Source organism: Achromobacter maghribensis, from assembly GCF_057334215.1.
The window spans coordinates 126,884-148,009 of record NZ_JBHFII010000047.1 but is presented as its reverse complement, the minus strand read 5'-3'; the positions used below and the strand labels follow the sequence as shown (position 1 = coordinate 148,009).

Here is a 21,126-nt window from a genome sequence, read left to right as displayed (position 1 = left end):
CCCCCCCCCCCCCGGCCGGCCCTCTGCCGGCCTCCGGCGCCACCGCGTCGGGCGGGGCGAGTTCCACCCCACATCTCACACGCGAGAACACTATGTCCAAACAATTTGACGTCGTCGTGATTGGCGCTGGCCCTGGCGGCTACATCGCTGCCATCCGCGCCGCGCAACTCGGCATGTCGGTCGCTTGCATCGACGCCTGGCAAAATGGCCAAGGCGGTCCGGCACCTGGCGGCACCTGCACCAACGTCGGCTGCATCCCGTCCAAGGCGCTGCTGCAATCGTCCGAGCACTTCGAACAAGCCAACCACCACTTCGCCGAGCACGGCATCGAAGTCAAGGGCGTCAGCCTGAAGCTCGACACGCTGATCGGCCGCAAGAACACGGTGGTCAAGCAGAACAACGACGGCATCCTGTACCTGTTCAAGAAGAACAAGGTCACGTTCTTCCACGGCATGGGCGCGTTCAGCGGCCAAGTGGAAGGCGGCTGGGCCATCAAGGTTACCGGCACCACCGAAGAAGACCTGGTTGCCAAGCACGTCGTGGTCGCGACCGGTTCGTCGGCGCGTGAACTGCCCGGCCTGCCGTTTGACGAAAAGGTCGTGCTGTCCAACGACGGCGCCCTGAACATCGGCGCCGTGCCGAAGACGCTGGGCGTGATCGGCGCTGGCGTGATCGGCCTGGAAATGGGCAGCGTCTGGCGCCGCCTGGGTTCCGACGTCACCATCCTGGAAGCGATGCCGGAATTCCTGGCCGCCGCTGACGGCCAAGTGGCCAAGGAAGCCCTGAAGGCCTTCACCAAGCAAGGCCTGAACATCCAGATGGGCGTGAAGATCGGCGAGATCAAGGCCACCGCCAAGTCGGTGACCGTGCCCTACGTCGACGCCAAGGGCGCGGAACAGAAGCTGGTGGTGGACAAGCTGATCGTCTCGATCGGCCGCGTGCCCTACACCGGCGGCCTGAACGCCGACGCCGTGGGCCTGAAGCTGGACGAACGCGGCTTCGTGGCCGTGGACGCCGACTGCAAGACGAACCTGCCGAACGTCTGGGCAGTGGGTGACGTCGTGCGCGGCCCGATGCTGGCGCACAAGGCCGAGGAAGAGGGCGTGGCAGTCGCCGAGCGCATCTCCGGCCAGCATGGCCACGTCAACTTCGACACCGTGCCGTGGGTCATCTACACGTCGCCGGAAATCGCCTGGGTGGGCAAGACTGAACAGCAGCTCAAGGCCGAAGGCCGCGAGTACAAGGCTGGCAGCTTCCCGTTCCTGGCCAACGGCCGCGCCCGCGCGCTGGGCGACACGACGGGCTTTGCCAAGGTCATCGCCGACGCCAAGACCGACGAAGTCCTGGGCGTGCACATCGTGGGCCCGATGGCCTCGGAACTGATCTCGGAAGCCGTGACCATCATGGAATTCCGCGGCGCCGCCGAAGACATCGCCCGCATCTGCCACGCGCACCCGACGCTGTCGGAAGCCGTGAAAGAAGCCGCTCTGGCCGTGGACAAGCGCGCGCTGAACTTCTAAGCGACGCTTGACCTGAGCAAGACAGGGGGCGGGTTCCAGAACCCGCCCTTTTTTTTATCGCCGGGCCGCCCCAAGATAGAAGCACCCCACGGGGTGGGAAGCATGCGATGCATGCGTGTCGTGGGGCATCGTCAAGGTTATCTGATCCACATGAACGTCCGCGAATACTACGAACACGCCCTGGCCGAGCGCGGCTACGAGCCCGATGCCGCCCAGAAGCTGGCGATCGACCGCCTGCAGCGCTATTACGATGAATGGCTCAAGTTCAAATCGATGCGCTCGAACGCGTTGAAGAAGCTGCTGAACCGGCCCGACGTGCCGCGCGGCGTGTATCTGTGGGGCGGCGTGGGTCGTGGCAAGAGCTTCCTGATGGATGCGTTCTATGCCACCGTGCCCGTGGTGCGCAAGACGCGCCTGCACTTCCACGAGTTCATGCGTGGCGTGCACCGCGAGCTGGAAGAAGTGAAGGGCATGCAAGATCCGCTGGATGAAGTGGCCAAGCGGGTGGCCAAGCGCTACCGCCTGATCTGCTTTGACGAATTCCACGTGTCGGATGTGGCCGATGCGATGATCCTGCACCGCCTGCTGCTCAAATTGTTTGAATACGGCACGTCCTTCGTGATGACGTCCAATTACGAACCCTCGACGCTGTACACCGATGGCCTGCACCGCGACCGCGTGCTGCCCGCCATCGCGCTGATCCAGTCGCGCATGGACGTGATGAACGTGGACGCCGGCATCGATTACCGTCGCCGTTCACTGGAACAGGTGCAGTGCTATCACACGCCGCTGGACGAACACGCCCAAGCCGCGCTGCAGAAGGCGTTCGACAGCCTGGCCGACACGCCGCCGCAGGAGCCGCTGCTGCACATCGAGCACCGGGAGATCCGCGCGCTGGCGCTGGCGGGCTCGGTGGTGTGGTTTGATTTCGCCACGCTCTGCGGCGGTCCCCGGTCGCAGAACGACTATCTGGAACTGGCCAACCGTTTTCATGCCGTGATCCTGTCCGGCGTGCCGAAGATGGGGCCGCGCCAAGCGTCCGAGGCGCGCCGCTTCACGTGGCTGATCGATGTGTTCTACGACCATCGCGTCAAGCTCATCATGTCGGCCGAATGCGAACCCGAGGAAATCTACACCGAAGGCGCGCTGGCCAATGAATTCCATCGCACCGTGTCGCGCATTCTTGAAATGCAGTCGCGCGAATACCTGGAATCCGAGCGCCGGTTGGCGGTGACGTTGTAGTTATGCCGCATACGGCCTCTGTTGCAGGGGCCGAACGGATATAGGATTGGTAACGCTAGTCATTATCAATTAAGATTTTGAGACTTCTGGTCCCGCGCCGCCGTCTCAATCGTGTCCTCCCCTTATCTTCCCGCATCGATCCCGTGCGCCGACACCGCTGTCGCGCCTGTCGATGGCTTGTACCGCGAACATCGCCCCTGGCTGTTCGGCTGGTTGCGCCGCAAGCTGGGTTGCGAGCACCGCGCGGAGGACCTGGCGCAGGATGTCTTCGTCCGGGTGATCCAGGGCCGCAAAGTGGTGCGCGTGAACGAGGCGCGCGCCCTGCTGACCACGATCGCCAAGGGGCTGGTGGTGGACCATCAGCGTCATGCCGCGCTTGAGTATTCGTACCTGGCGTATCTGGCCACGCTGCCCGAGGCCTATGCGCCTTCCCCCGAGACGCAGGCCGAGCAACTGCAATCGCTGATGCAACTGGACCGCCTGCTGGACGGGCTGCCGCCCAAGGCCCGTTCGGCTTTCCTGCTGTCGCAGCTGGACGGCCTGACGTATCCCGAAATCGCCCGGCGCCTGGGCGTGTCCCTCAGTTCCGTCCAACAGTACATGGTGCGCGCGATGTCCGCGTGCTATGCCGCCTTCTATGAGTGACGCCGCGCGCGGCATGCCGCCGGACCCGGTAGTGCGCCAGGCCATCGCCTGGTGGGCCAAGCTGCAGTCGGGCCTGGCCAACGCGCACGAACGGGAATCCTGTGCCGCCTGGCTTCAGGCGGACGCCTCGCACCAACAGGCCTGGGATCGCTTGCAGGTCATTGGCCGCGATGCGCGCCGGGTGCCCGCGGCGTTGGCGCACGCCGCGCTGAATGCGCCGCCGTCGCGCGCACGCCGCACGGCGCTGCGCGGCTTGCTGGCGTTCACCGGCCTGGCCGCCACGGGGTGGGCTGGCTACCAGCATGCGCCGTGGCAACGTCTGGCCGCCGACCTGAGCACGGAGGTGGGCGAGCGCCGCACGGTGGCGCTGGCTGATGGCCTGAACATCACGCTGAACAGCGACAGCGCGGTGCGCCTGCACCTGAGCGGCAATGTCCGGGGCATCGACCTGCTGCGCGGCGAAATGCTGGTGAACACCGAATCGCGACCCGGCATCGGCGCGTTGCGCGTGGACACGGGGTATGGAGAACTTCGCGCCGAACGCGCCCGGTTCGATGTGCGCCGCACGGGCGAGGGGTCACGCCTGGGCGTATACGAAGGCAGCGTGGCGCTATGGCGCGACGGCGTGTGGACGCATGCCGCCGCGGGTGAACGCCTGGGATTCGCGGCGGGCGGCCAGATCGACCGCCATGCCGCCGACCCGGACCGTCTGGCCTGGGTGGACGGGCTGGTGGTGGCGAAGGACTGGCGCCTGGATTATTTCGCCCAGTACCTGGCGCGCCAGCGTGTAGGACTGATCCGGGTGGACCCGGCGGTGGCGGCCCTGCGGTTGTCGGGTGTCTTCCCGCTGGACGATGCCGAACGCGCGCTCAAGGCGCTGGAACCCGCATTGCCTATCTCGGTGACGCGGCACACGCAATATTGGCTGCAGGTTGGCCCGCGCCAAGCCTGAGCGTTACATCTTTTTTTTCTGGCGGGTTGCAGGTTTTCGATTCCCATACGGAAAGGCAGAGATAGACCACCGTACAGGGAGAGTTTCTGTGTCTGCTTCATCACACGCGCGCTTGCGCTCCACGCTGACCGCCGGCCGCATGGCCGTGTTGGCCGCAACTTGCGCGGGCGCGTTTGCCGCCGGCATGCCCGTGGCTTGGGCGCAATCCACCCCCGCCGCCGCCAATGCCCAGCGTAGCTACCAGATCCCCGCCGGGGAACTGGCCGATGCGCTGACGCAGTTCGCGCGCAGCGCGGGTGTGATCCTGTCATTCGACCCCGCGCTGGTGCGCGGTCGCCGGTCGGACGGGCTGAACGGCGCGTATTCGGTGGGCGCGGGCTTTGCCCGCCTGTTGTCGGGCAGCGGCTTGCAGGCACGCGCACAATCGGGCAACACCTGGACGCTGGCGCCTGCGCCGGCGGCGTCGTCGGGCGATGCGCTTGTGCTGGCACCGGTGACCGTGTCCGGAATGGCGGACAGCGCGTTGGCGCCCACGGTCGGGTATGTCGCCCGCGCCAGCGTCAGCGCAACGAAGACCGACACGCCGCTGATCGAGACGCCGCAATCGGTGTCCGTCGTAACGCGTGAACAGATCACGGAGCAGGGCGCGCAGACCTTGAATCAGGTGCTGCGCTATACGGCGGGCGTGGCGACCGAGTCGCGCGGCGCCACGGCCACGCGCCTGGACCAGTTCACGGTGCGCGGCTTTTCGGCGTCGACCTACCTGGACGGCTTGCGGGTGTTCGGCGGCCGCGACGCCTTGCCGCAAGTGGACGCCTACCGCCTTGAGCGAGTGGATGTCCTGAAAGGGCCGGCGTCGGTCATGTATGGCCAGGGCGGCCCAGGCGGCGTGGTGAACCAGGTCAGCAAGCGCCCGCTGGAAGAGACGCTACGCGAAGTGGAAGTGCAAGTCGGCAACTATGATTACCGCCGCGCCAACTTTGATTTTGGGGGCCCCGTCGACGAAGACGGCAAGTACCTCTATCGCCTGGTCGGCTCGGGTTACCTGTCCGACGGCCAGGTCAAGGACACCAAGGAACGCCGCTATTTCGTGGCGCCGGCCTTCACCTGGAAGCCCAACGGCGACACCTCGCTGACCGTGCTGACGAATTTCCAGCGGGATCCCGATATGGGATCGTACGGCAGTTTGTCGTCGATGCGCACGCTGCAACGGGCGCCGGATGGCATCCGCTTGCCTGCCGATTACTACGACGGCGACGCCAATTTCGAAAAGAGCGACCGCAAGAGCTATTCGCTGGGTTACGTGCTGGACCACCGGTTCAACGACACGTTCAAGGCGACGCAAAGCCTGCGCTGGACGCGTTCCGAGGCAACGTACCGAAGCGTTTACGGTGCGTCCAATTCCAACTTCGGCTATCTGGACCCCAACTACCTGTATCAGCAGCGCGCGTCGATCGCGACCGATGTGGATGTTGGCGCCCTGACCATCGATAACAACATGCAAGCGCGCTTCAACACGGGCGCGTTCGGGCACACCGTGCTGCTGGGTTTCGATTACCAGCACGTCAAGACGGATACCTTGTCCGGCTTTGGCAGCGCGCCGCCGTTGTATGTGTTGAATCCGGATAACCATCAGAACATCCCGGTGCCGGCCTTTTCGACTGACGCGACATCCAAGCAGTATCAGACCGGCCTGTACTTCCAGGACCAGATCAAGATCGACCGATTGTCGGTGCTGCTGGGCGGACGCTATGACTGGTCGCGCACGGTGGGTGAAACCACCACGATCGCGTCGGGCCGCGTCGCGCCGTCGTCACTGAACGCCGAGGCGTTCACGGGCCGGCTGGGCGTGATCTACAACTTCGACAATGGCGTGGCGCCGTACTTCAGCTATTCCGAATCGTTCGAGCCGCAATCGGGCACGGGTTGGCAGAACGTGCCCTTCAAGCCGATTGAAGGCAACCAGTACGAAGTCGGCATCAAGTACCAGCCGCCGGGCAGCGCCACGATGCTGTCGTTCGCGGCCTTCGATATCCGCCGCGAGAACATGACGACGACCGATCCCGATCCGACGCATATCTGCGGCACGGCGGGCGGCCGGTGCTCGATCCAGGCGGGTGAACTGCGCACGCAGGGGATCGAGTTGGAAGCGAAGACGGAACCGTTGCGCGGGCTGACGCTGGTGGCGGCGTATTCGTTGATGAACAACGAATACACCAAGGCAAATCCCAGCTTGGCCGGTCTGGATCTGAAGGGCAAGACGCCGGTGGGCGTGCCGTCGCAACAGGCGTCGGCATGGGCGCGGTACCAACTGCAGGATGGGCCGCTGGCCGGCATGGGCGTGGGGGGCGGGGTGCGTTACATCGGCTCCTCGTACGCGAACGACACCAACACGATGAAGGTGCCGTCCGTCACATTGTTCGACCTGATGCTGGATTACGACCTGGGCCGCGTGTCGCCGTCGTTGAAGGGCATGCAGGTGGCGCTGAACGTGCAGAACCTCTTTGATAAGGAGTACATCGCGTCTTGCTCGGGCGATTCCTGGTGCTGGTATGGCTACCAGCGTTCGGTGAAGGCAAGCTTGCGGTATCGCTGGTAAGCCCAACGGAAAAGCGGCCTTCGGGCCGTTTTTTTTGCGAACACGCGGGCGGCTCCTGCCCAGGGCGCATCAGCCGGCGCGCGCCGCTGCCACGTGCGCCCGCCACCGGCGCAAGAAAGCATCGCGGTCGGCGGCGGCGCGGGCTTCGTCCGCGGCCACGATCCGGATGTCTGCAAGCGGCGGCATGCCCAGGTGCTTGCTGACGTCGATGTCGTTGCGGCTGGGGCGCCGGTACGCGTTTTGCAACAGGGCCAACTGCATATCGCGTGATAGCAGCAGGTCATACATGCGACGCGCGGCCTTCGGATTTGGGCCGCCTTTTACCAGCGCCATGTTGTCGGCCACGGTGAAGGTGCCGTCTTCCGGATACATGATGCCGATCTCTTTCTGGCCGCCGGCCACATAGGGGTAGGCCGTGGATTCGAAGGTGATGCCGACGGCGTATTCGCCCTGGCCGACGCTGCGCACCACATGCGAGGCCGAGGTCGAGACGCTGACGTTGCGCGCCAGGGCTTTCAGGCCCGCGTCCCCCAGGACGCGCTCGATACCCCACAATGCCGTATATGCGGTCGAGCTGTTGCCCGGGTCGCCAATGATGATCTTGCCTTTGAACCGGGGGTCGGCCAGATCGGCCCAACTGGCCGGCGCGGCGCCAGCAAGCTGGCGCGCGTTGACCATGGCCACCACGATATGGATGTTGGCGGCTGTCCAAAGCTTGTCGGGGCCATGCAGCGTGCCGGGGATCGCCGCGGCCTCCGGAGACAGGTAGGGCTCGAACAGCGCCCGGTAGGCATTCATGATGTTGGCGCTGGACGTCCAGAACAAATCGCTCTTTGGTTTGGCCGCTTCGGCTTCGATCCGTTTAAGCAGCTGGCTGCTACCGCCGACGACCGCGCTGGGCCGGACGCCGGGCATTTTTTCACGGGCCATGTCATTGGCCGTTTCCACCGACTGCGAATTCAGCGTGGTGTACAGCACGACTTGCTCGGCGCGTTGGGCCAGCGCGCGGGCGGGCAGGGCGCAGGCGCCGCCGCTGGCGGCCAGTAGCTTGAGCACCTGGCGGCGGCTAAGCGGGGGAAGATGAATCATCAGGAGGCCTCTTGCGCTAGGGGTGAAAGCAGCCGGCTCAGGCGAAGAGCCGCAGCTTGAATATCCGGGTCGCCAGCAGCACGGGCGCCAGGATCACGGTGATCAGGACCAGACCGTAGGCCGACGCCTGGGCCATGAGGCCACTGTCGATCAACCGGAAAATCTGAATGGGCAGGGTTTCGTGCCCCGGCGAATACACGATGACCGACGCGCTCAGCTCCGACACGGTGGTGGTCCAGGTCAACACGGCCGCGGCAGCGATGGCCGGCGCCATCAGCGGCAGTACGACTTTCAAGAATGACGCCAATGGCGGCACGCCCAGGCTGACGGACGCCTCTTCGATGGAGTCGGGCAAGTTGAAGAGCGTGGACGAGGCGTTGCGCACGCCGAACGGCAAGCGCCGCACGATGTAGGCCAGCACGATCAACGCAGCGGTACCTGAAAGATCGAACGCGCCGTGGCCGAAAGTCATCAGCAGGCCGATGCCGATCACCGTGCCCGACAGCGCCAGCGGAATCGAACTGAGGTAATCCAGCCAAGGCGTCAGCAGGTTGCGCTTCTTGACGATCAAATAGCTGGCCAGCGTACTGAAGGCGATGGCGATCAGGGTGGCCACGCCAGCGTAGACGATGGAATTCAGGACCGGCGCCGGCGCGCTGATCAACACGCGTTCAAGGTGTGCGGCCGTCCATTCACCCCAACGCATCACGGGGCCGTTGGCGCGGGTAAAGGCGCCCGCGGCCAGGGTTCCCAACGGCAGCATGGACAGCGCCATGACGCCCAGCGCGGCGCCAGCCATTGCCAGCGCGCGTGGGCCACGCAAGGGCGTGGCGGGCGCGCCGCGCCCTTGCGTGATCTCGTAGCGTCCGCGCGACACGATCCAGCGTTGAAGAAAGAGCGCCAGCATCACCAGCGAAATCGATGTGGTCGCCAGCGTGCTTTGCATGACCGGGTCGCTGCCGGTTTCGGATACCGACGCCTGGTAAGTCAGGACGGACAGTAGTTCGACCTCGTGCCCCAGGATCATCGAGGTGGCGAAGTTGCCCACCACCATGGTGAACACCAGCAGGGCGCTGGCCAGGATGGCGGGCATCACGACCGGCGCCATGACCTTCAGCCGCGACACGGATGGCGATGTGCCCAGGCTTTGCGCGGCTTCTTCCAATTGCGAATCGAAACCGCGGATCGCCGCCAGCGTGCCGATGTAGATATAGGCGTAGTAGGTGAAGGTCATGACGATGAGCAGGCCGGGCCAGCCGTAGAACGAAGGGATGTCCAGCCCCAGCCCGTCGCGCAGGGCGCGCGTCAGTACGCCGTTGTTGCCCAGGATCATCAACCAGGTCTGCGCGCCGATCACTTCGGGGATGACCAGCGTGATCAGCGGCAGGATCGACACCAGGACTTTGCCGGGATAGCGGTGGCGCGCGGTCAGGTAGGCGAGCGGCACGCCGATGCCGGCGGCCAGCACCGTGACGCCGGCTCCCAGCATCAGGGTGTTGCCGATGGCGCGCAGGTAGCGCGGGTCGGACAACAGCAGGCGCCAGCCCGAATGGCCGTCTTCGTTGCGAGCCAGCACGCTGGCCGACAGGATGTTCAGCACCGGCCACACCAGGAAGACGGCCAGCACGGCCAACACCGCCAGCGACAGCCAGGTCCAGGGGGACCGCAGTGAGGAGATCAGCCGCTTCATGACGCCAACACCAGAGTCTTGCTGGGGTCGAACGCCAGGCTGACCGTCATGCCGCGGGAAAGCGGCGAGGCTTGGCCGCCATGCACGTCCACGTTCATGAGACGGCCGCCGGGCAGCTGAACGCGGTAGTTCATCTTGATCCCCAGGTACTGTTCCGCCAGGATGCGCGCGGGTACGCCGGGCCCCGGGGACGCCGACAGTCGGATATCTTCGGGCCGCGCGACCAGTACGGCCGCGCCGTTCAAGGGCGCAGGCGCGTGCGCGGCAATGGCGTATCCATCCAGGTCCAGCCGCACGGTTCCTGAGGCTGCAGCCACGCATTGCACGGGCAGCAAGTTCGCGGCGCCGATGAAGTCCGCGACATAGCCGCTGGCGGGATGCCCATAGACGTCGCGCGGTGTGCCCAACTGCGCCACCCGGCCCTTTTGCATGACCGCGATCTGATCTGACAGCGCCAGCGCCTCTTCCTGGTCATGAGTGACGAAGACGGTGGTGATGCCGGCCTCTCGTTGCAGGTCGGCGATGGTCTGCCGGACCTGGATGCGCAGCTTGGCGTCCAGGTTCGACAGGGGTTCGTCCATCAGCAGCACCTGAGGCTGAATGACCAGTGCGCGGGCCAGCGCCACGCGCTGACGCTGTCCGCCGGAGAGCTCGGCGGGCAGCCGCTTGCCGTATTCCGCCAGACCGACGCGTTCCAGTGCGGCCGCGACTTTCTGCTTGATCAGGGCCGGCGCGACTTTTCGGGCACGCAGGCCATACGCCGCATTGTCGAAGACGCTTCGATTGGGAAAGAGCGCGTAGTCCTGGAACACCATGCCGATATTGCGCTGGTGGGCGGGCAAGCGGGTGACGTCCTTGCCGCCGAACAGCAGGCGGCCTGATTCGACGGGGATGAATCCCGCCAGGGTGCGCAGCAAGGTGGTCTTGCCGCAACCGCTGGGCCCGAGCAGCGTGAAGAAGCTGCCCGGCGCGATGTCCAGGTTCAGCCCGTCGATGACGCGTTGCTGGTGGTACGAGATGCAAAGATTTTCAATGCGAATATCCATGGCAGGAGGCTCCTGGCCCAAGAGGGAACATGTCAGTGCGGGGAAACAGCCGGCGGTTGCGGCTTGCGGCAGGGTCAGGCCATGGCGTGGCGCACTAGGTCCAGCGCTTCGCGGTGCCGCGCGGGATCGCCTGCGGCAAGAATGCGCGGGCTGGGGTTGTCCAGGCTTAGGGGCTGGCCGTTCCAGTCGGTGATGACGCCGCCAGCGCCCTGGATGATCGGAATGAACGGTGCGTAGTCGTACAGCGCCAGCCTGGCGTCGATCGCGACGTCCGTGCGGCCCGACGCCAATACGCCGTATGCCAGGCAGCAACCGCCGTAAATGCGCCAGCGCGTGCGTTCGCGCAGGGCCTGGAAGGCGGGAAGCTCGTGCGGCGCATAAAAGTCGGGGTTGCTGGTGGTGAGCATGGCGTCGGCCAGTTGGCCGCATGCCCGTGTGCGGCAAGGCTGGCCCTGGTGCCGGGTGGGGCGGTCGGCCACGCCGACCCAGCGGTCTTGGGTCGCGGGGAAATCCATCAGGCCCATGACGGGCACGCCGCGGCGCAGCAGGGCGATCAGCGTACCGAACACGGGGATTCCGGCAATGAAGGGAGCGGTGCCGTCGATGGGGTCCAGCACCCAGACGTACTCGGCGTCCAGCCGGACAGTGCCACCTTCTTCGCCATAAATGCCATGGCTGGGGAACGTGCTTTCGATGCGCGAGCGCAGATGCGCCTCGATGGCCTGGTCCAGCGCGGTGACGAGGCTGCGGTCCGGCTTGATGTCGGTGCGCGGCGCGGCGCTCAAGTAGGGCGCGTACAGGTCGCGCGCTTCATCGGCCAGGCGCTCGGCGAAGGCGATGCCGTCGTCCAGGGTATTCGTCATTGGGGCTCCTTATTCGGGGAATCCGCCGCGTCAGCGCAGCGTGTTGTCGTGGGGGCGGGGGCGCGGCCATCGTGAAGGTCTAGGCCGGCCAGGGTGTCGATGCGCGTGGGCGCAAGCAGGTGGCGGGAGGGCATGGGCCGCCAGCCGTACAACGCTTGCGTGGCGGCGCCGCACACGCGGCCCTGGCAGGCGCCCATGCCACAGCGGGTATGTAGCTTGGCGTCGATCCAGCCGTCGCAGCCGGCCAGGGCGGATTGCGGCACGTCTTCGCAGCGGCAGACCAGCGTGTCGGGGCGGGCCAATGCCAGCACGGGCGGGCCTAATGAAAAATGACGACGCAACGTGTTTGCGAACGCCTGCCATCGCGCCAGGCGGGGCGCCAGGCGCGTAGCACGCGCCAGTTCGCCGATTGCCGCGTATCCGGCGATCGCGCCCTGGATGCTCGCCCGTTCGCTGCCGCCGACCCCCGTGCATTCTCCGGCCGCATACACGCCGGGCACGCCGGTCTGGAGCAGGTCGTCGACTTGCAGGCCGTTGTGGGCGTTGAGCGCGCAACCCAGCATCTGGCCCAACTGCGTGTTGGGCACCAGGCCGAACCCGCAGGCCAGACGGTGGCAGGCAAGCTGTTCTACCTGGCGGCCGCGGCGCAGCCTTACGTGTTGCAGCCGGCCGTCGCCGCCGGCTTCAAGCACATGGCTGGCGCCGCGGTATTGGGGGTGGAACAGGGCTGCCGCTTGCAGGGCTTTGCCGGGCCAGCGCGCCAGGCTGGCGGAAAAGCGCAATAGCGCCGGCCACGCGGCTTGTTCCGCGATGCGAACCACCGTCGCGCCGGCGTGACGCGCGCTTTGCGCGGCCGCCAGCAGCAGCGGGCCGGACCCTGCGATCACGATGCGTTGGCCGCGCACGGCCATGCCGCCTTTGATCAACGCTTGCAGGCCTCCGGCGCCTGTCACGCCGGGCAGCGTCCAGCCGGGGAACGGCAGCAGCAGCTCGCGCGCACCCGTGCAGAGGATCAGAGATCCATAGTGTTGGACCCATCCCTGCCGCGCGTCTTCCAGAAGCAGCGCGGACGATCCGGGCTTGCCCGCCAGCCCGGCCACGCGTGTGCCGCAGCGCAGACGGATGTTGGTGTGGCGCGCCAATTGCTCGCGTTGCTGCTTGGCGAAATCGGGCAGCGTTACGCCAGGGCCATCGCGCCAGATCTGTCCGCCTGGGGCCGGATTGTCGTCCACGACGACGATCGCGCGCCCACTGGGAGCGGCGGCCAGCGCCGCGGCCATTCCGGCGGGACCCGCGCCGATGATGAGCAGGTCGCAGATGTCGTCGTGGCTTTCAAGAAACGGCGCCCCGGAGCAAGCGGCGCGCGTGCCGTGGTCCAGTACCGTTTCGATGCGCATGCCCTGCTGGCAAGGCGTCTGGCACGCCAGGCGTAATTGCCCATCGATCAGAACGCGGCATTCGTGGCAGATCCCCATGCCACAGACGGCGGCTCGATTTTCTCCGGTGACCGAGATGCGCGAGTTGCCGGGCGAGCGGGCGCCCAGGGCGGCGGCGACGCTGCTACCCGCGGCAACGTTCACGGGTTGCCCATCGAGCTGGATGCGCACGCGTGCAAGCGGGGTGGGCGTCATGTCGCGGCCTTATGATCGGGGAAGTGGCGGGTGGCCGAAAATGGCGCGGCGTCCAGCGGCGGCGGCGCGCCCGTTATCAGGGCGGTCAGCAATTTCGCGGTGGCCGGGGCGGTGGTGACGCCCAGGCCTTCGTGGCCCACCGCCAGCCAGAGCCCCTTGCGCGTGGGATGCGGACCGATGATGGGCAGACCGTCCGGGGTGGCCGCGCGCACGCCCGTCCAGGTGCGGATGATGTGGTGGCCGGATAGCGCCGGCAGGTAGTCGATGGCGAGTTTGAGCATGCGCGACAGCACGGCGGGCTCGATGGCGGGGTCGGCCTCGCCCACCTGGCGGGATGAGCCGATCAGCAATTGGCCCGTGGGACGGGGCTGCACGTTGAACGCGACGGCGGCGCCTTCACGTTGCTGCGTGCTGGCCATGTAGCCCAGCTCGACCAATTGGTGATGGATTGCGAAGGGGTAGCGGTCTGTGATGGCCAAGTGGCCTTTCTTGGGATGCAGGGGCAGGTCCGCGCAAAGGCGGGTGGCCGGCATGCCGGCGGCCAGGACCACCGCGTTGGCGTTGCGCCGCGTGCCGTCGTTCAGCACTGCGCCTTGCGCGTCGATCTCGCGGACTTCGACGGCTTCGAACGATAGCGTGGCGGGCGCATGCGCCAGCAGCCAACGGGCGGCGCCGGGCGCGTAGACCAGGCCGTCGCTGGGCACTTGCAGCGCGCCGGCCAGGCCTGCGCGCAAGGCGGGTTCGGCGGCGGCGAGTTGACGCGCGTTCAACAGCGTGGCAGGAATGCCGCAGGCGTGCAGGCGCGCCTGCTTGCGTTCGGCCTCGGCCATTTCCTCGTCGTGGGCGGCGATCCACATCGTGCCGCAGCGGGTGTAGGCGCAGCTGGACGCCGTTGCGTTCATGCGAGGCCCCCATGCTTTCCAGATTTCCAGCGACGCGCTGCTTAGCGCGAGTTCGGCGGCGTTGTCGTCCATAGCGACAAGGTGGCCCATGCCGGCTTGCGTGGCGCCGCCCAGGCGGGCGTCGACCACATGCACGGAGAGGCCGGCGCGCGCCAGCTCGTGGGCGCAGGCGGCGCCGACGATGCCGGCGCCGATCACCAGGACATCCGCATGACGGTGTGACATGAGAAGGCTTCTTTGCCGGCTACAGGCGGATGCCCCAGCCGAAGGGATCGTCGGGCTGGATCAACAGGGTGGCGTCGGCGCAGACATGGGCGCGCCCGCGGATGGTGGGGTGGATCTGGTCTTCGGCGCGCGCATAGCTCGCTTCGAATACGCTTCCGATCACGCTGGCCTGACGCCAGATCTGGCCGGGGGCAAGTTTGCCGTCGGCCGCCAGGCAGGCCAGCTTGGCGCTGGTGCCCGTGCCGCAAGGCGAGCGGTCATAGGCCTTGCCGGGGCATAGAACGAAATTGCGGCTGTCGGCGTCGGGGTCCGGCCCGAACAGTTCGATATGGTCGATTTCCGCGCCGTCGGCGCCCGTGATGCCCGCGCGTTGCAAGGCCTGGCGAATGGCCCAGGCATAGGCGGTCAGGGCCTCGAGGTTGTCCGGCGCGATGCGCTGGTCGTGGTCGGCGGCCAGGAAAAACCAATTGCCGCCCCAGGCCACGTCGCCGGTCACGTCGCCGTGGCCCGGCACCGTCACGCGCACAGCGTGATGCAGCCGGTAGGCGGGCACGTTGCGCACGCTGACCGAGCCGTCGTCGTGCAGGGTGGCCCGGACGGTGCCGACGGGCGTCTCGATGCCATGTTCGCCGGGAGCAAGGCGATTCAGATGGGCCAAGGTGGCGACCAGACCGATGGTGCCGTGACCGCACATGCCCAGATAGCCGGCGTTGTTGAAGAAGATCACGCCGGCGGCATTGGCCGGGTCGGCCGGGGCGCACAGCAATGCGCCCACCATGACATCGCTGCCGCGGGGTTCCAGCACCGTGGCGGCGCGCCATGCGTCATGCTGGCCGGCCAGCCGTCGTTGCCGCTCGGCCATGGTGCCGGCGCCCAGGTCGGGGAACCCCGAAATGACCAGCCGGGTGGGTTCGCCACCTGTGTGGGAATCGATGACACGGATCTGCTTCATGACGCCGCCTTTGTTTCAGCAGGGTTGGCCCTCAGTGTGAGGGGGAAGGGGGATGCAGCCTTAGTCTAGGCAGGGAACGGGGCGACGTCGTGGGGCGGTCGACCGCAGCATCACCCCGTTCCGGAGCCGGATAACGCGGCGGATGACGCGGCGGGATAACCTTGGGTTATCTACGGGCGTATCGCCGCCGGATACCGCCTTGCGCCGCCGTTCAAGGCACGGACTGGTATTTCGCCGGGCGGGTGGCCAGTGCCTTCGCCACCACGCGTTCGATCAGCGCGCGCTCTTCGCCGATCACGGGCAGACGCGGGCGGCGCACGTGTTCGGTACCCACGCCCACCAGCACGTCGATCAGTTTCAGGTTTTGCACCAGCTTGGCCGAAACGTCCAGATGCAGCAGCGGCGTCATCCATTGGTAAAGCGCCAGGGCCTCGGCATGCTGGCCGGCTTTCATCAGGTCATAGAGGGCAACGGTTTCGCGCGGGAAAGCGCAGCCCACACCGGCCAACAGCCCGTCGCAGCCCAATGCCAGCCCTTCGTAGGCCAGGTCGTCCACGCCCAGGAAAATCTGGTAGCGGTCGCCCACGGCATTGCGCAGGTCCGTGACGCGGCGGGTATCGCCAGAGCTGTCTTTCACGGCCGCGATCCATTTGCAATCGGCCAGTTCGGCCATGTGTTCCGGCTTCAGATCGACGCGATATGCCAGCGGATTGTTGTAGACCATGACGGGCTGCTGCGCGGCGTCAGCCATGGTGCGCACGTTCAGCATGGCTTCGCGCGCATCCGCCACGTAGATCAGGGATGGCATGAGCATGAACCCGGCGACGCCCAGTTTGTTGGCCCCTTCGATGTAGCGCAGCGCTTCGCGGGTACTGGTTTCCGAGACGTTGGCCAGGACGGGGATGCGGCCGCCGGCGGCGTCCAGGGCGATCTTCGTGACCTCCAGTTTTTCTTCCAGCGTCAAGGTGCTGGCTTCACCCAGCGAGCCGCAGGTGACGATGCCATGCACGCCGTTGCGGATCTGGAAGTCGATGTGCTTCGCGGTGCCTTCGGCATCGATCCGTTCGTCGGCGTGGAACTTTGTGGTGATGGCGGGAAAAATGCCAGTCCAGCGGGGATGGGTCATGAGGACCTCCTGGTTGAAGAGCGGTGAAAGAGCGTTGATATGTGCTTAATATATTTAAAGCAGGATTTAAAAGAATAGGGGTTAACCAGCGTGTCCTATCCTTCCCCAGTTTTTCACCCGGTCCGTAGTGAGAATGGTTATAATTTAGGCCCTGCCAAACAGGCATCGGCCGCGGGGCTTGCCTGATTGGGTTGTTGGACCGGTTTTCGGACTAAAGGAAAAAATCCAAAATGAAATTCGCTAGGACTTTGGCCGCTATTGCCCTGTTGGGCAGCGCGGGCGCCGCGCAGGCGCACTTTGTTTGGCTGGAACGCAGCGCCGAAGGTTCGGCCAAGGCGTACTTTGGCGAATGGGCTGATGATCTGCGTGAAAAGCGCGACGGCCTGCTGGGCAAGGTTCTGGTGTCGCCGGTCGTGACCGGCGCCGACGGCAAGACGCTGAAGGTGTCGGCCGAAGGCGCGGATTTCGTTGAGTTCGGCGCGGCGGGCAAGGGCGATGTCCGTCTGGCCCAGCCTATCCAGTTCAAGGAAACGCTCGTCAAGTACAACGCCAAGGCGGGCCGGGCCGACACGCAAGGCAAGCTGGACCTGGAGCTTGTGCCGACCGCCGCCGGCGCGAACACGTTCGTCCTGCAGTTCCAGGGCAAGCCGCTGGCCAAAACCGAAGTCACCGTGTTCGGCCCGCCGAAGTGGGAAAAGCGTTTCCACAGCGATGAAAATGGCCGCATCGAAATCACGACGCCGTGGCCCGGCCAGTATGTGCTGGAAGCCGCGCACGCCGAAGAGAAGGCGGGCGAGGCCGACGGCAAGTCCTACGCCAAGATCCGCTACGTATCCACCTTGACCTTCAACGTGTCCAAGTGAAAGCTCCCGCAGCCGGCGCAGGCATGATGCGCTACCGAATGGCCGTATTTTCCAGAATGGCTGCGGCCATCCTGGGCGGCTATGTCCTTGCCTCGGCGGCTGCGGCGTGCCTGGCCGTCTGGCTGCCGATGGGGCGGGCAGACGCCGTCACCACGGCGCAGATGCTGTCCTTCGTGTTCTATACCTGTGGCGTGATCTGGGTATTCGCCACGCGCAACGCCTGGCGCGCCTGGGCCGGCGTCCTGCTGCCGGCTGCCGTGCTGGGCGGGCTGTTCCTGGCCGGGCGAATGATGGGGGCGGCATGAAGGCAGCCAAAGTCAAAGCGCAGGGCGAAGAAGGCCTGCGCCAGTCCATGTCCTGGCTGCACACCTGGGCCGGGCTGATCTTCGGCTGGGTGCTGTTCGCGATGTTCCTGACGGGGTCGCTGGCGTTCTTCCGGCCCGAAATCACGCAGTGGATGCAACCCGAGATCGAGGCGAAGCCGGTACCCCCCGTGCAGGCGGTCGAAATCGGACAACGTTACCTGAGCGAACATGCGCCGGATGCCAAACGCTGGTTCATCACACCGCCTACGGACCGTGAACCGCTGATCCAGATGCTGTATCAGGTGCCCAAGCCCAAGCCGGGCGAACGCGGATTCGTGCGCGTGAAGCTGGATCCGGCGACCGGGCAGGCCGTGACCGGCCGCGAGACACGCGGCGGAGAGTTCTTCTACCGGTTCCACTTCGAGCTGGAAACCGCGTTCCCGTGGGGGCGCTGGCTGGCCAGCATTGCGGGCATGTTCATGCTGGTGGCCATCATCAGCGGCATCATCACGCATAAGAAAATATTCACCGACTTCTTTACCTTCCGTCCTGGAAAGGGCGGACAACGCGCCTGGATGGATGGGCACAACGTATTGTCCGTGTTGGGGCTGCCGTTCCACCTGATGATCACGTTCAGCGGCCTGGTGCTGTTCATGATCATGCTGATGCCCGCGGGCATCCATGCCGTTTACGAAAGCTCGCGCCAATACACGGACGACGTCTTCAAGCAGTTCAAGGTCACGCCGCCGCTGAATCAGCCCGCGCCGCTGGTCCGGCTTGCGCCGCTGGTGGAACAAGCCCAGCAGCACTGGCAGGGCCGGGTGGGTCGCGTCACGGTCAACAACCCCGGAGACGCCGGCGCCACCGTCACGCTGGTGCGCGATGCCGCCGACGGCGTGTCGTATGGCCGCCTGGCGCCTTATATGCGCTTTAACGGCGTGACGGGCGAACTCCAGGAAAGCGAAGACGATCTGAGCGCCACGGTAAAGACCGCCGGCGTTATCACGGGCCTGCACCTGGGGCTGTTCGCGGCCCCGTTGCTGCGCTGGTTCTATTTCCTCGTCAGCCTGGCGGGCACCGCCATGGTCGGCACCGGCCTGGTGCTGTGGATTGCCAAGCGCCGTCAAAAGGCGCGGCCGGGCGATGCCCGCGAGGCGTTTTCCTTGCGTCTGGTCGATGGCCTGAACGCCGGTACGATCGCGGGCGTGGTCTTTGGCGTAGCGGCCTTTTTCCTGGTCAATCGTTTACTGCCGGCAGACATGCCGGGGCGCCAGGTCTGGGAAGTGCGTGCCTTCTTTTCGGCTTGGGCGCTGTCGCTGGTCTATGCCTTCTTGTTCCAGCGCCGCAAATGGCAGGACCTGCTGGCCGTAGCCGCTGCATCGTTGGCCCTGGTGCCCGTTGTCAACGCGTTCACCACGTCGCGTCATCTGGGTGTGTCCCTGCCGCAAGGCGATTGGGTCATGGCCGGATTCGACCTGACGTGCCTGGCCAGCGCGTTGCTGTTCGCGTGGATGGCCCGCAAGGCGGCGCGGGTACGCAAAGCCCCGGTGAAGGTCCGCGCGAAGGCCGTGGCCCAACCCCGCGCCGCCCAGCCTGCCATTCAAACGGTTTCCGCCCAAGCCGCTGAACCCGAGGCGCCGCGCGCCCCGAACCCCGTCGTCTATGAACCGCGAGGCGATACGCCATGACGCTTGCCGCATTTTGCCTGGCTTACGCCGGCTTTTCCGCCCTTTGCCTGGGTATGGATCGCCACTACGAAAACCTGTTCGACCGCGCCATGCCGCGGCGCCACCGCGTGCCGCTGCGGGCCTTCGGCTGGGGCGCGCTGGCGTTGTCGCTGTGCGCCTCCGCCGCGGTCTGGGGATGGAGCTACGGCACGGTCGAATGGATCGGCATCCTCAGCATCGCGGGCCTGCTGCTGATCTGGTTCCTGACGTTCCGCCCGCGTGCCGCGTTGACCACGGGCGGGCTATGCGCGCTGGCGGCGCCGCTGCTGGCCGTCCTGTAGCGCGCCGATTCCCCCTTGGGCGGGGCGCCGCCAGGCGGTTCCGTGCCGCCAGCACGTTACACTGCTTGTTTCCCCTAGCAAACGCCTCTTCGCCCCATGAATACCCGCGTCCTTACCGGCATCACCACGACTGGAACTCCCCACCTCGGCAATTACGCAGGCGCGATCCGTCCCGCGGTCCAGGCCAGTACCCAGCCCGGCGTGGACGCATTCTTCTTTCTGGCGGATTACCACGCGCTGATCAAGTGCGATGATCCTGCCCGCGTCGCGCGATCCCGCCTGGAAATCGCGGCCACCTGGCTTGCGGTGGGCCTGGACCACGAACGCGTGACGTTCTACCGCCAGTCCGACATTCCCGAAATTCCCGAACTCAGCTGGCTGCTGACCTGCGTCACGGCCAAGGGCCTGATGAACCGCGCGCACGCCTACAAGGCCTCGGTGGACCAGAACGTGGCCAAAAACGTGGACCCCGACGACGGGGTCACGATGGGGCTCTTCTCGTACCCGATCCTGATGGCGGCCGACATCCTCATGTTCAATGCGAACAAGGTGCCGGTGGGCCGCGACCAGATCCAGCATCTGGAAATGGCGCGCGATATCGCCCAACGCTTCAACCACTTGTATGGCCGCGACTACTTCACGCTGCCGGAAGTGACGATCGAGGAAGACGTGGCGACGCTGCCCGGCCTGGACGGCCGCAAGATGTCCAAGAGCTACAACAACACGATTCCGTTGTTCGAAGGCGGTGCGAATGCGCTGCGCGCGTCGGTGATGCGCATCGTGACGGATTCGCGCGCGCCGGGCGAACCCAAGGACGCCGAAAGCTCGCATCTGTACACGCTGTACCGCGCGTTTGCGACGCAGGCCGAATCGGCCGCATTCCGCAAGCAGCTGGAAGAGGGAATGGGCTGGGGCGACGCCAAGCAGGCGCTGTACGAACACCTGGAAGCGCTGCTGGCGCCGATGCGTGAAAAGTACGTTGACCTGATCGCCAACCCGGGCCGCATCGAAGACATCCTGCAAGCCGGCGCCGCCCGCGCCCGCAAACTGGCCCTGCCGCTGATGCAGCAATTGCGCGAGGCCGTGGGCCTGCGCAACCTTGGCGCCGGCGTGGCGGCAGGCAAGGCGCAGGGCAAAAAGGAAAAGGGCAAGGGCGCCCGCTTTGTCAGCTTCCGCGATGAAGACGGCGGCTTCCGTTTCCGCCTGCTGGCTGCCGACGGCGAAGAGTTGCTGCTGTCGCAGCGCTTTGCCGACCCGAAGGAGGCCGGCGCCTTGATGCGCCGCTTGCAGTCCGAACCGGCTGACAGCGTGCTGCAGGCCAGCGCCGAGGGCTATGCGGCCATGGTCGACGGCGTGGCGGTCGCTACGGCGCCGTCGGGCGCGCAGGCCGGGTCCGACGCGCAATTGGTACGTGCGCGCGAGGCCTTGGCGTCGTTGTCGCAGGAATAAGGTGTCAACCCGCGGCGCC

18 protein-coding genes are annotated in these 21,126 nt (G+C 66.0%); 10 read left to right on the top strand and 8 right to left on the bottom strand.

Annotated elements, in window-relative coordinates:
* The first annotated feature begins 92 nt into the window (after nt 1–92).
* From lpdA to ACE039_RS20630, 5 genes are all read left to right on the top strand, one after another.
* Nucleotides 93–1,520, top strand: a complete 1,428-nt coding sequence (gene lpdA / locus ACE039_RS20650) for a dihydrolipoyl dehydrogenase (protein ID WP_485823226.1) — start codon at nt 93–95, stop codon at nt 1,518–1,520.
* Between the two features lie 150 nt (nt 1,521–1,670).
* Nucleotides 1,671–2,762 carry a cell division protein ZapE gene (zapE, locus tag ACE039_RS20645; protein WP_199196726.1) on the top strand — a complete coding sequence of 364 codons (1,092 nt, stop codon included), beginning with the start codon at nt 1,671–1,673 and terminating at the stop codon, nt 2,760–2,762.
* 111 nt (nt 2,763–2,873) lie between these two features.
* A complete protein-coding gene (locus ACE039_RS20640) occupies nt 2,874–3,407 on the top strand; it encodes a sigma-70 family RNA polymerase sigma factor (protein ID WP_448709358.1) in 534 nt (177 codons plus the stop codon).
* Entirely contained in the window at nt 3,400–4,359 is a 960-nt protein-coding gene (locus tag ACE039_RS20635; RefSeq protein WP_485811195.1) for a FecR domain-containing protein, read from the top strand. The genes ACE039_RS20640 and ACE039_RS20635 overlap by 8 nt, the downstream gene beginning before the upstream one ends.
* Nucleotides 4,360–4,498: 139 nt before the next feature.
* A complete protein-coding gene (locus tag ACE039_RS20630; protein ID WP_485823344.1) occupies nt 4,499–6,958 on the top strand; it encodes a TonB-dependent siderophore receptor in 2,460 nt (819 codons plus the stop codon).
* 69 nt (nt 6,959–7,027) lie between these two features.
* On the opposite strand, the gene ACE039_RS20625 is transcribed toward ACE039_RS20630, so the two are convergent.
* The 8 genes from ACE039_RS20625 to ACE039_RS20590 all read right to left on the bottom strand — a co-directional run bounded on the left by ACE039_RS20625 (nt 7,028) and on the right by ACE039_RS20590 (nt 16,482).
* Nucleotides 7,028–8,047, bottom strand: a complete 1,020-nt coding sequence (locus tag ACE039_RS20625) for an extracellular solute-binding protein (RefSeq protein ID WP_485823225.1) — start codon at nt 8,045–8,047, stop codon at nt 7,028–7,030.
* 37 nt (nt 8,048–8,084) lie between these two features.
* On the bottom strand, nt 8,085–9,737 hold the full coding sequence (locus ACE039_RS20620; RefSeq protein WP_485823224.1) for an ABC transporter permease: 1,653 nt from the start codon (nt 9,735–9,737) through the stop codon (nt 8,085–8,087).
* Nucleotides 9,734–10,783 (bottom strand): ABC transporter ATP-binding protein, encoded by a 1,050-nt coding sequence (locus ACE039_RS20615; RefSeq protein ID WP_448708871.1) that lies wholly within the window; start codon nt 10,781–10,783, stop codon nt 9,734–9,736. Before ACE039_RS20615 ends, ACE039_RS20620 begins: the two co-directional genes overlap by 4 nt.
* Before the next feature lie 74 nt (nt 10,784–10,857).
* Nucleotides 10,858–11,646, bottom strand: a complete 789-nt coding sequence (locus ACE039_RS20610) for an inositol monophosphatase family protein (RefSeq protein ID WP_485823223.1) — start codon at nt 11,644–11,646, stop codon at nt 10,858–10,860.
* Nucleotides 11,643–13,277: an FAD-dependent oxidoreductase gene (locus ACE039_RS20605; protein ID WP_485823222.1), complete on the bottom strand. Its 1,635-nt coding sequence runs from the start codon at nt 13,275–13,277 to the stop codon at nt 11,643–11,645. The genes ACE039_RS20610 and ACE039_RS20605 overlap by 4 nt, the downstream gene beginning before the upstream one ends.
* The gene (locus ACE039_RS20600) at nt 13,274–14,404 is read right to left on the bottom strand and encodes an NAD(P)/FAD-dependent oxidoreductase (protein ID WP_485823221.1); all 1,131 of its coding nucleotides are present in this window, start codon (nt 14,402–14,404) and stop codon (nt 13,274–13,276) included. The genes ACE039_RS20605 and ACE039_RS20600 overlap by 4 nt, the downstream gene beginning before the upstream one ends.
* A gap of 19 nt (nt 14,405–14,423) precedes the next feature.
* Nucleotides 14,424–15,356 (bottom strand): 4-hydroxyproline epimerase, encoded by a 933-nt coding sequence (locus tag ACE039_RS20595; protein ID WP_485823220.1) that lies wholly within the window; start codon nt 15,354–15,356, stop codon nt 14,424–14,426.
* Between the two features lie 211 nt (nt 15,357–15,567).
* Nucleotides 15,568–16,482: a dihydrodipicolinate synthase family protein gene (locus tag ACE039_RS20590; protein ID WP_332008468.1), complete on the bottom strand. Its 915-nt coding sequence runs from the start codon at nt 16,480–16,482 to the stop codon at nt 15,568–15,570.
* A 230-nt stretch (nt 16,483–16,712) separates the two neighbouring features.
* Between ACE039_RS20590 and ACE039_RS20585 the strand changes: the two genes are divergently transcribed.
* The 5 genes from ACE039_RS20585 to ACE039_RS20565 all read left to right on the top strand — a co-directional run bounded on the left by ACE039_RS20585 (nt 16,713) and on the right by ACE039_RS20565 (nt 21,107).
* Entirely contained in the window at nt 16,713–17,345 is a 633-nt protein-coding gene (locus ACE039_RS20585) for a DUF4198 domain-containing protein (RefSeq protein WP_448709021.1), read from the top strand.
* 23 nt (nt 17,346–17,368) lie between these two features.
* Entirely contained in the window at nt 17,369–17,650 is a 282-nt protein-coding gene (locus tag ACE039_RS20580; protein WP_199196705.1) for a DUF3649 domain-containing protein, read from the top strand.
* Nucleotides 17,647–19,338, top strand: a complete 1,692-nt coding sequence (locus ACE039_RS20575; protein ID WP_448709022.1) for a PepSY-associated TM helix domain-containing protein — start codon at nt 17,647–17,649, stop codon at nt 19,336–19,338. The genes ACE039_RS20580 and ACE039_RS20575 overlap by 4 nt, the downstream gene beginning before the upstream one ends.
* Nucleotides 19,335–19,658: a DUF3325 domain-containing protein gene (locus tag ACE039_RS20570; protein ID WP_105555010.1), complete on the top strand. Its 324-nt coding sequence runs from the start codon at nt 19,335–19,337 to the stop codon at nt 19,656–19,658. Before ACE039_RS20575 ends, ACE039_RS20570 begins: the two co-directional genes overlap by 4 nt.
* Nucleotides 19,659–19,754: 96 nt before the next feature.
* Nucleotides 19,755–21,107, top strand: coding sequence for a tryptophan--tRNA ligase (locus tag ACE039_RS20565; RefSeq protein ID WP_485823219.1), 1,353 nt, complete (start codon nt 19,755–19,757; stop codon nt 21,105–21,107).
* The last annotated feature ends 19 nt before the right edge of the window (nt 21,108–21,126 follow it).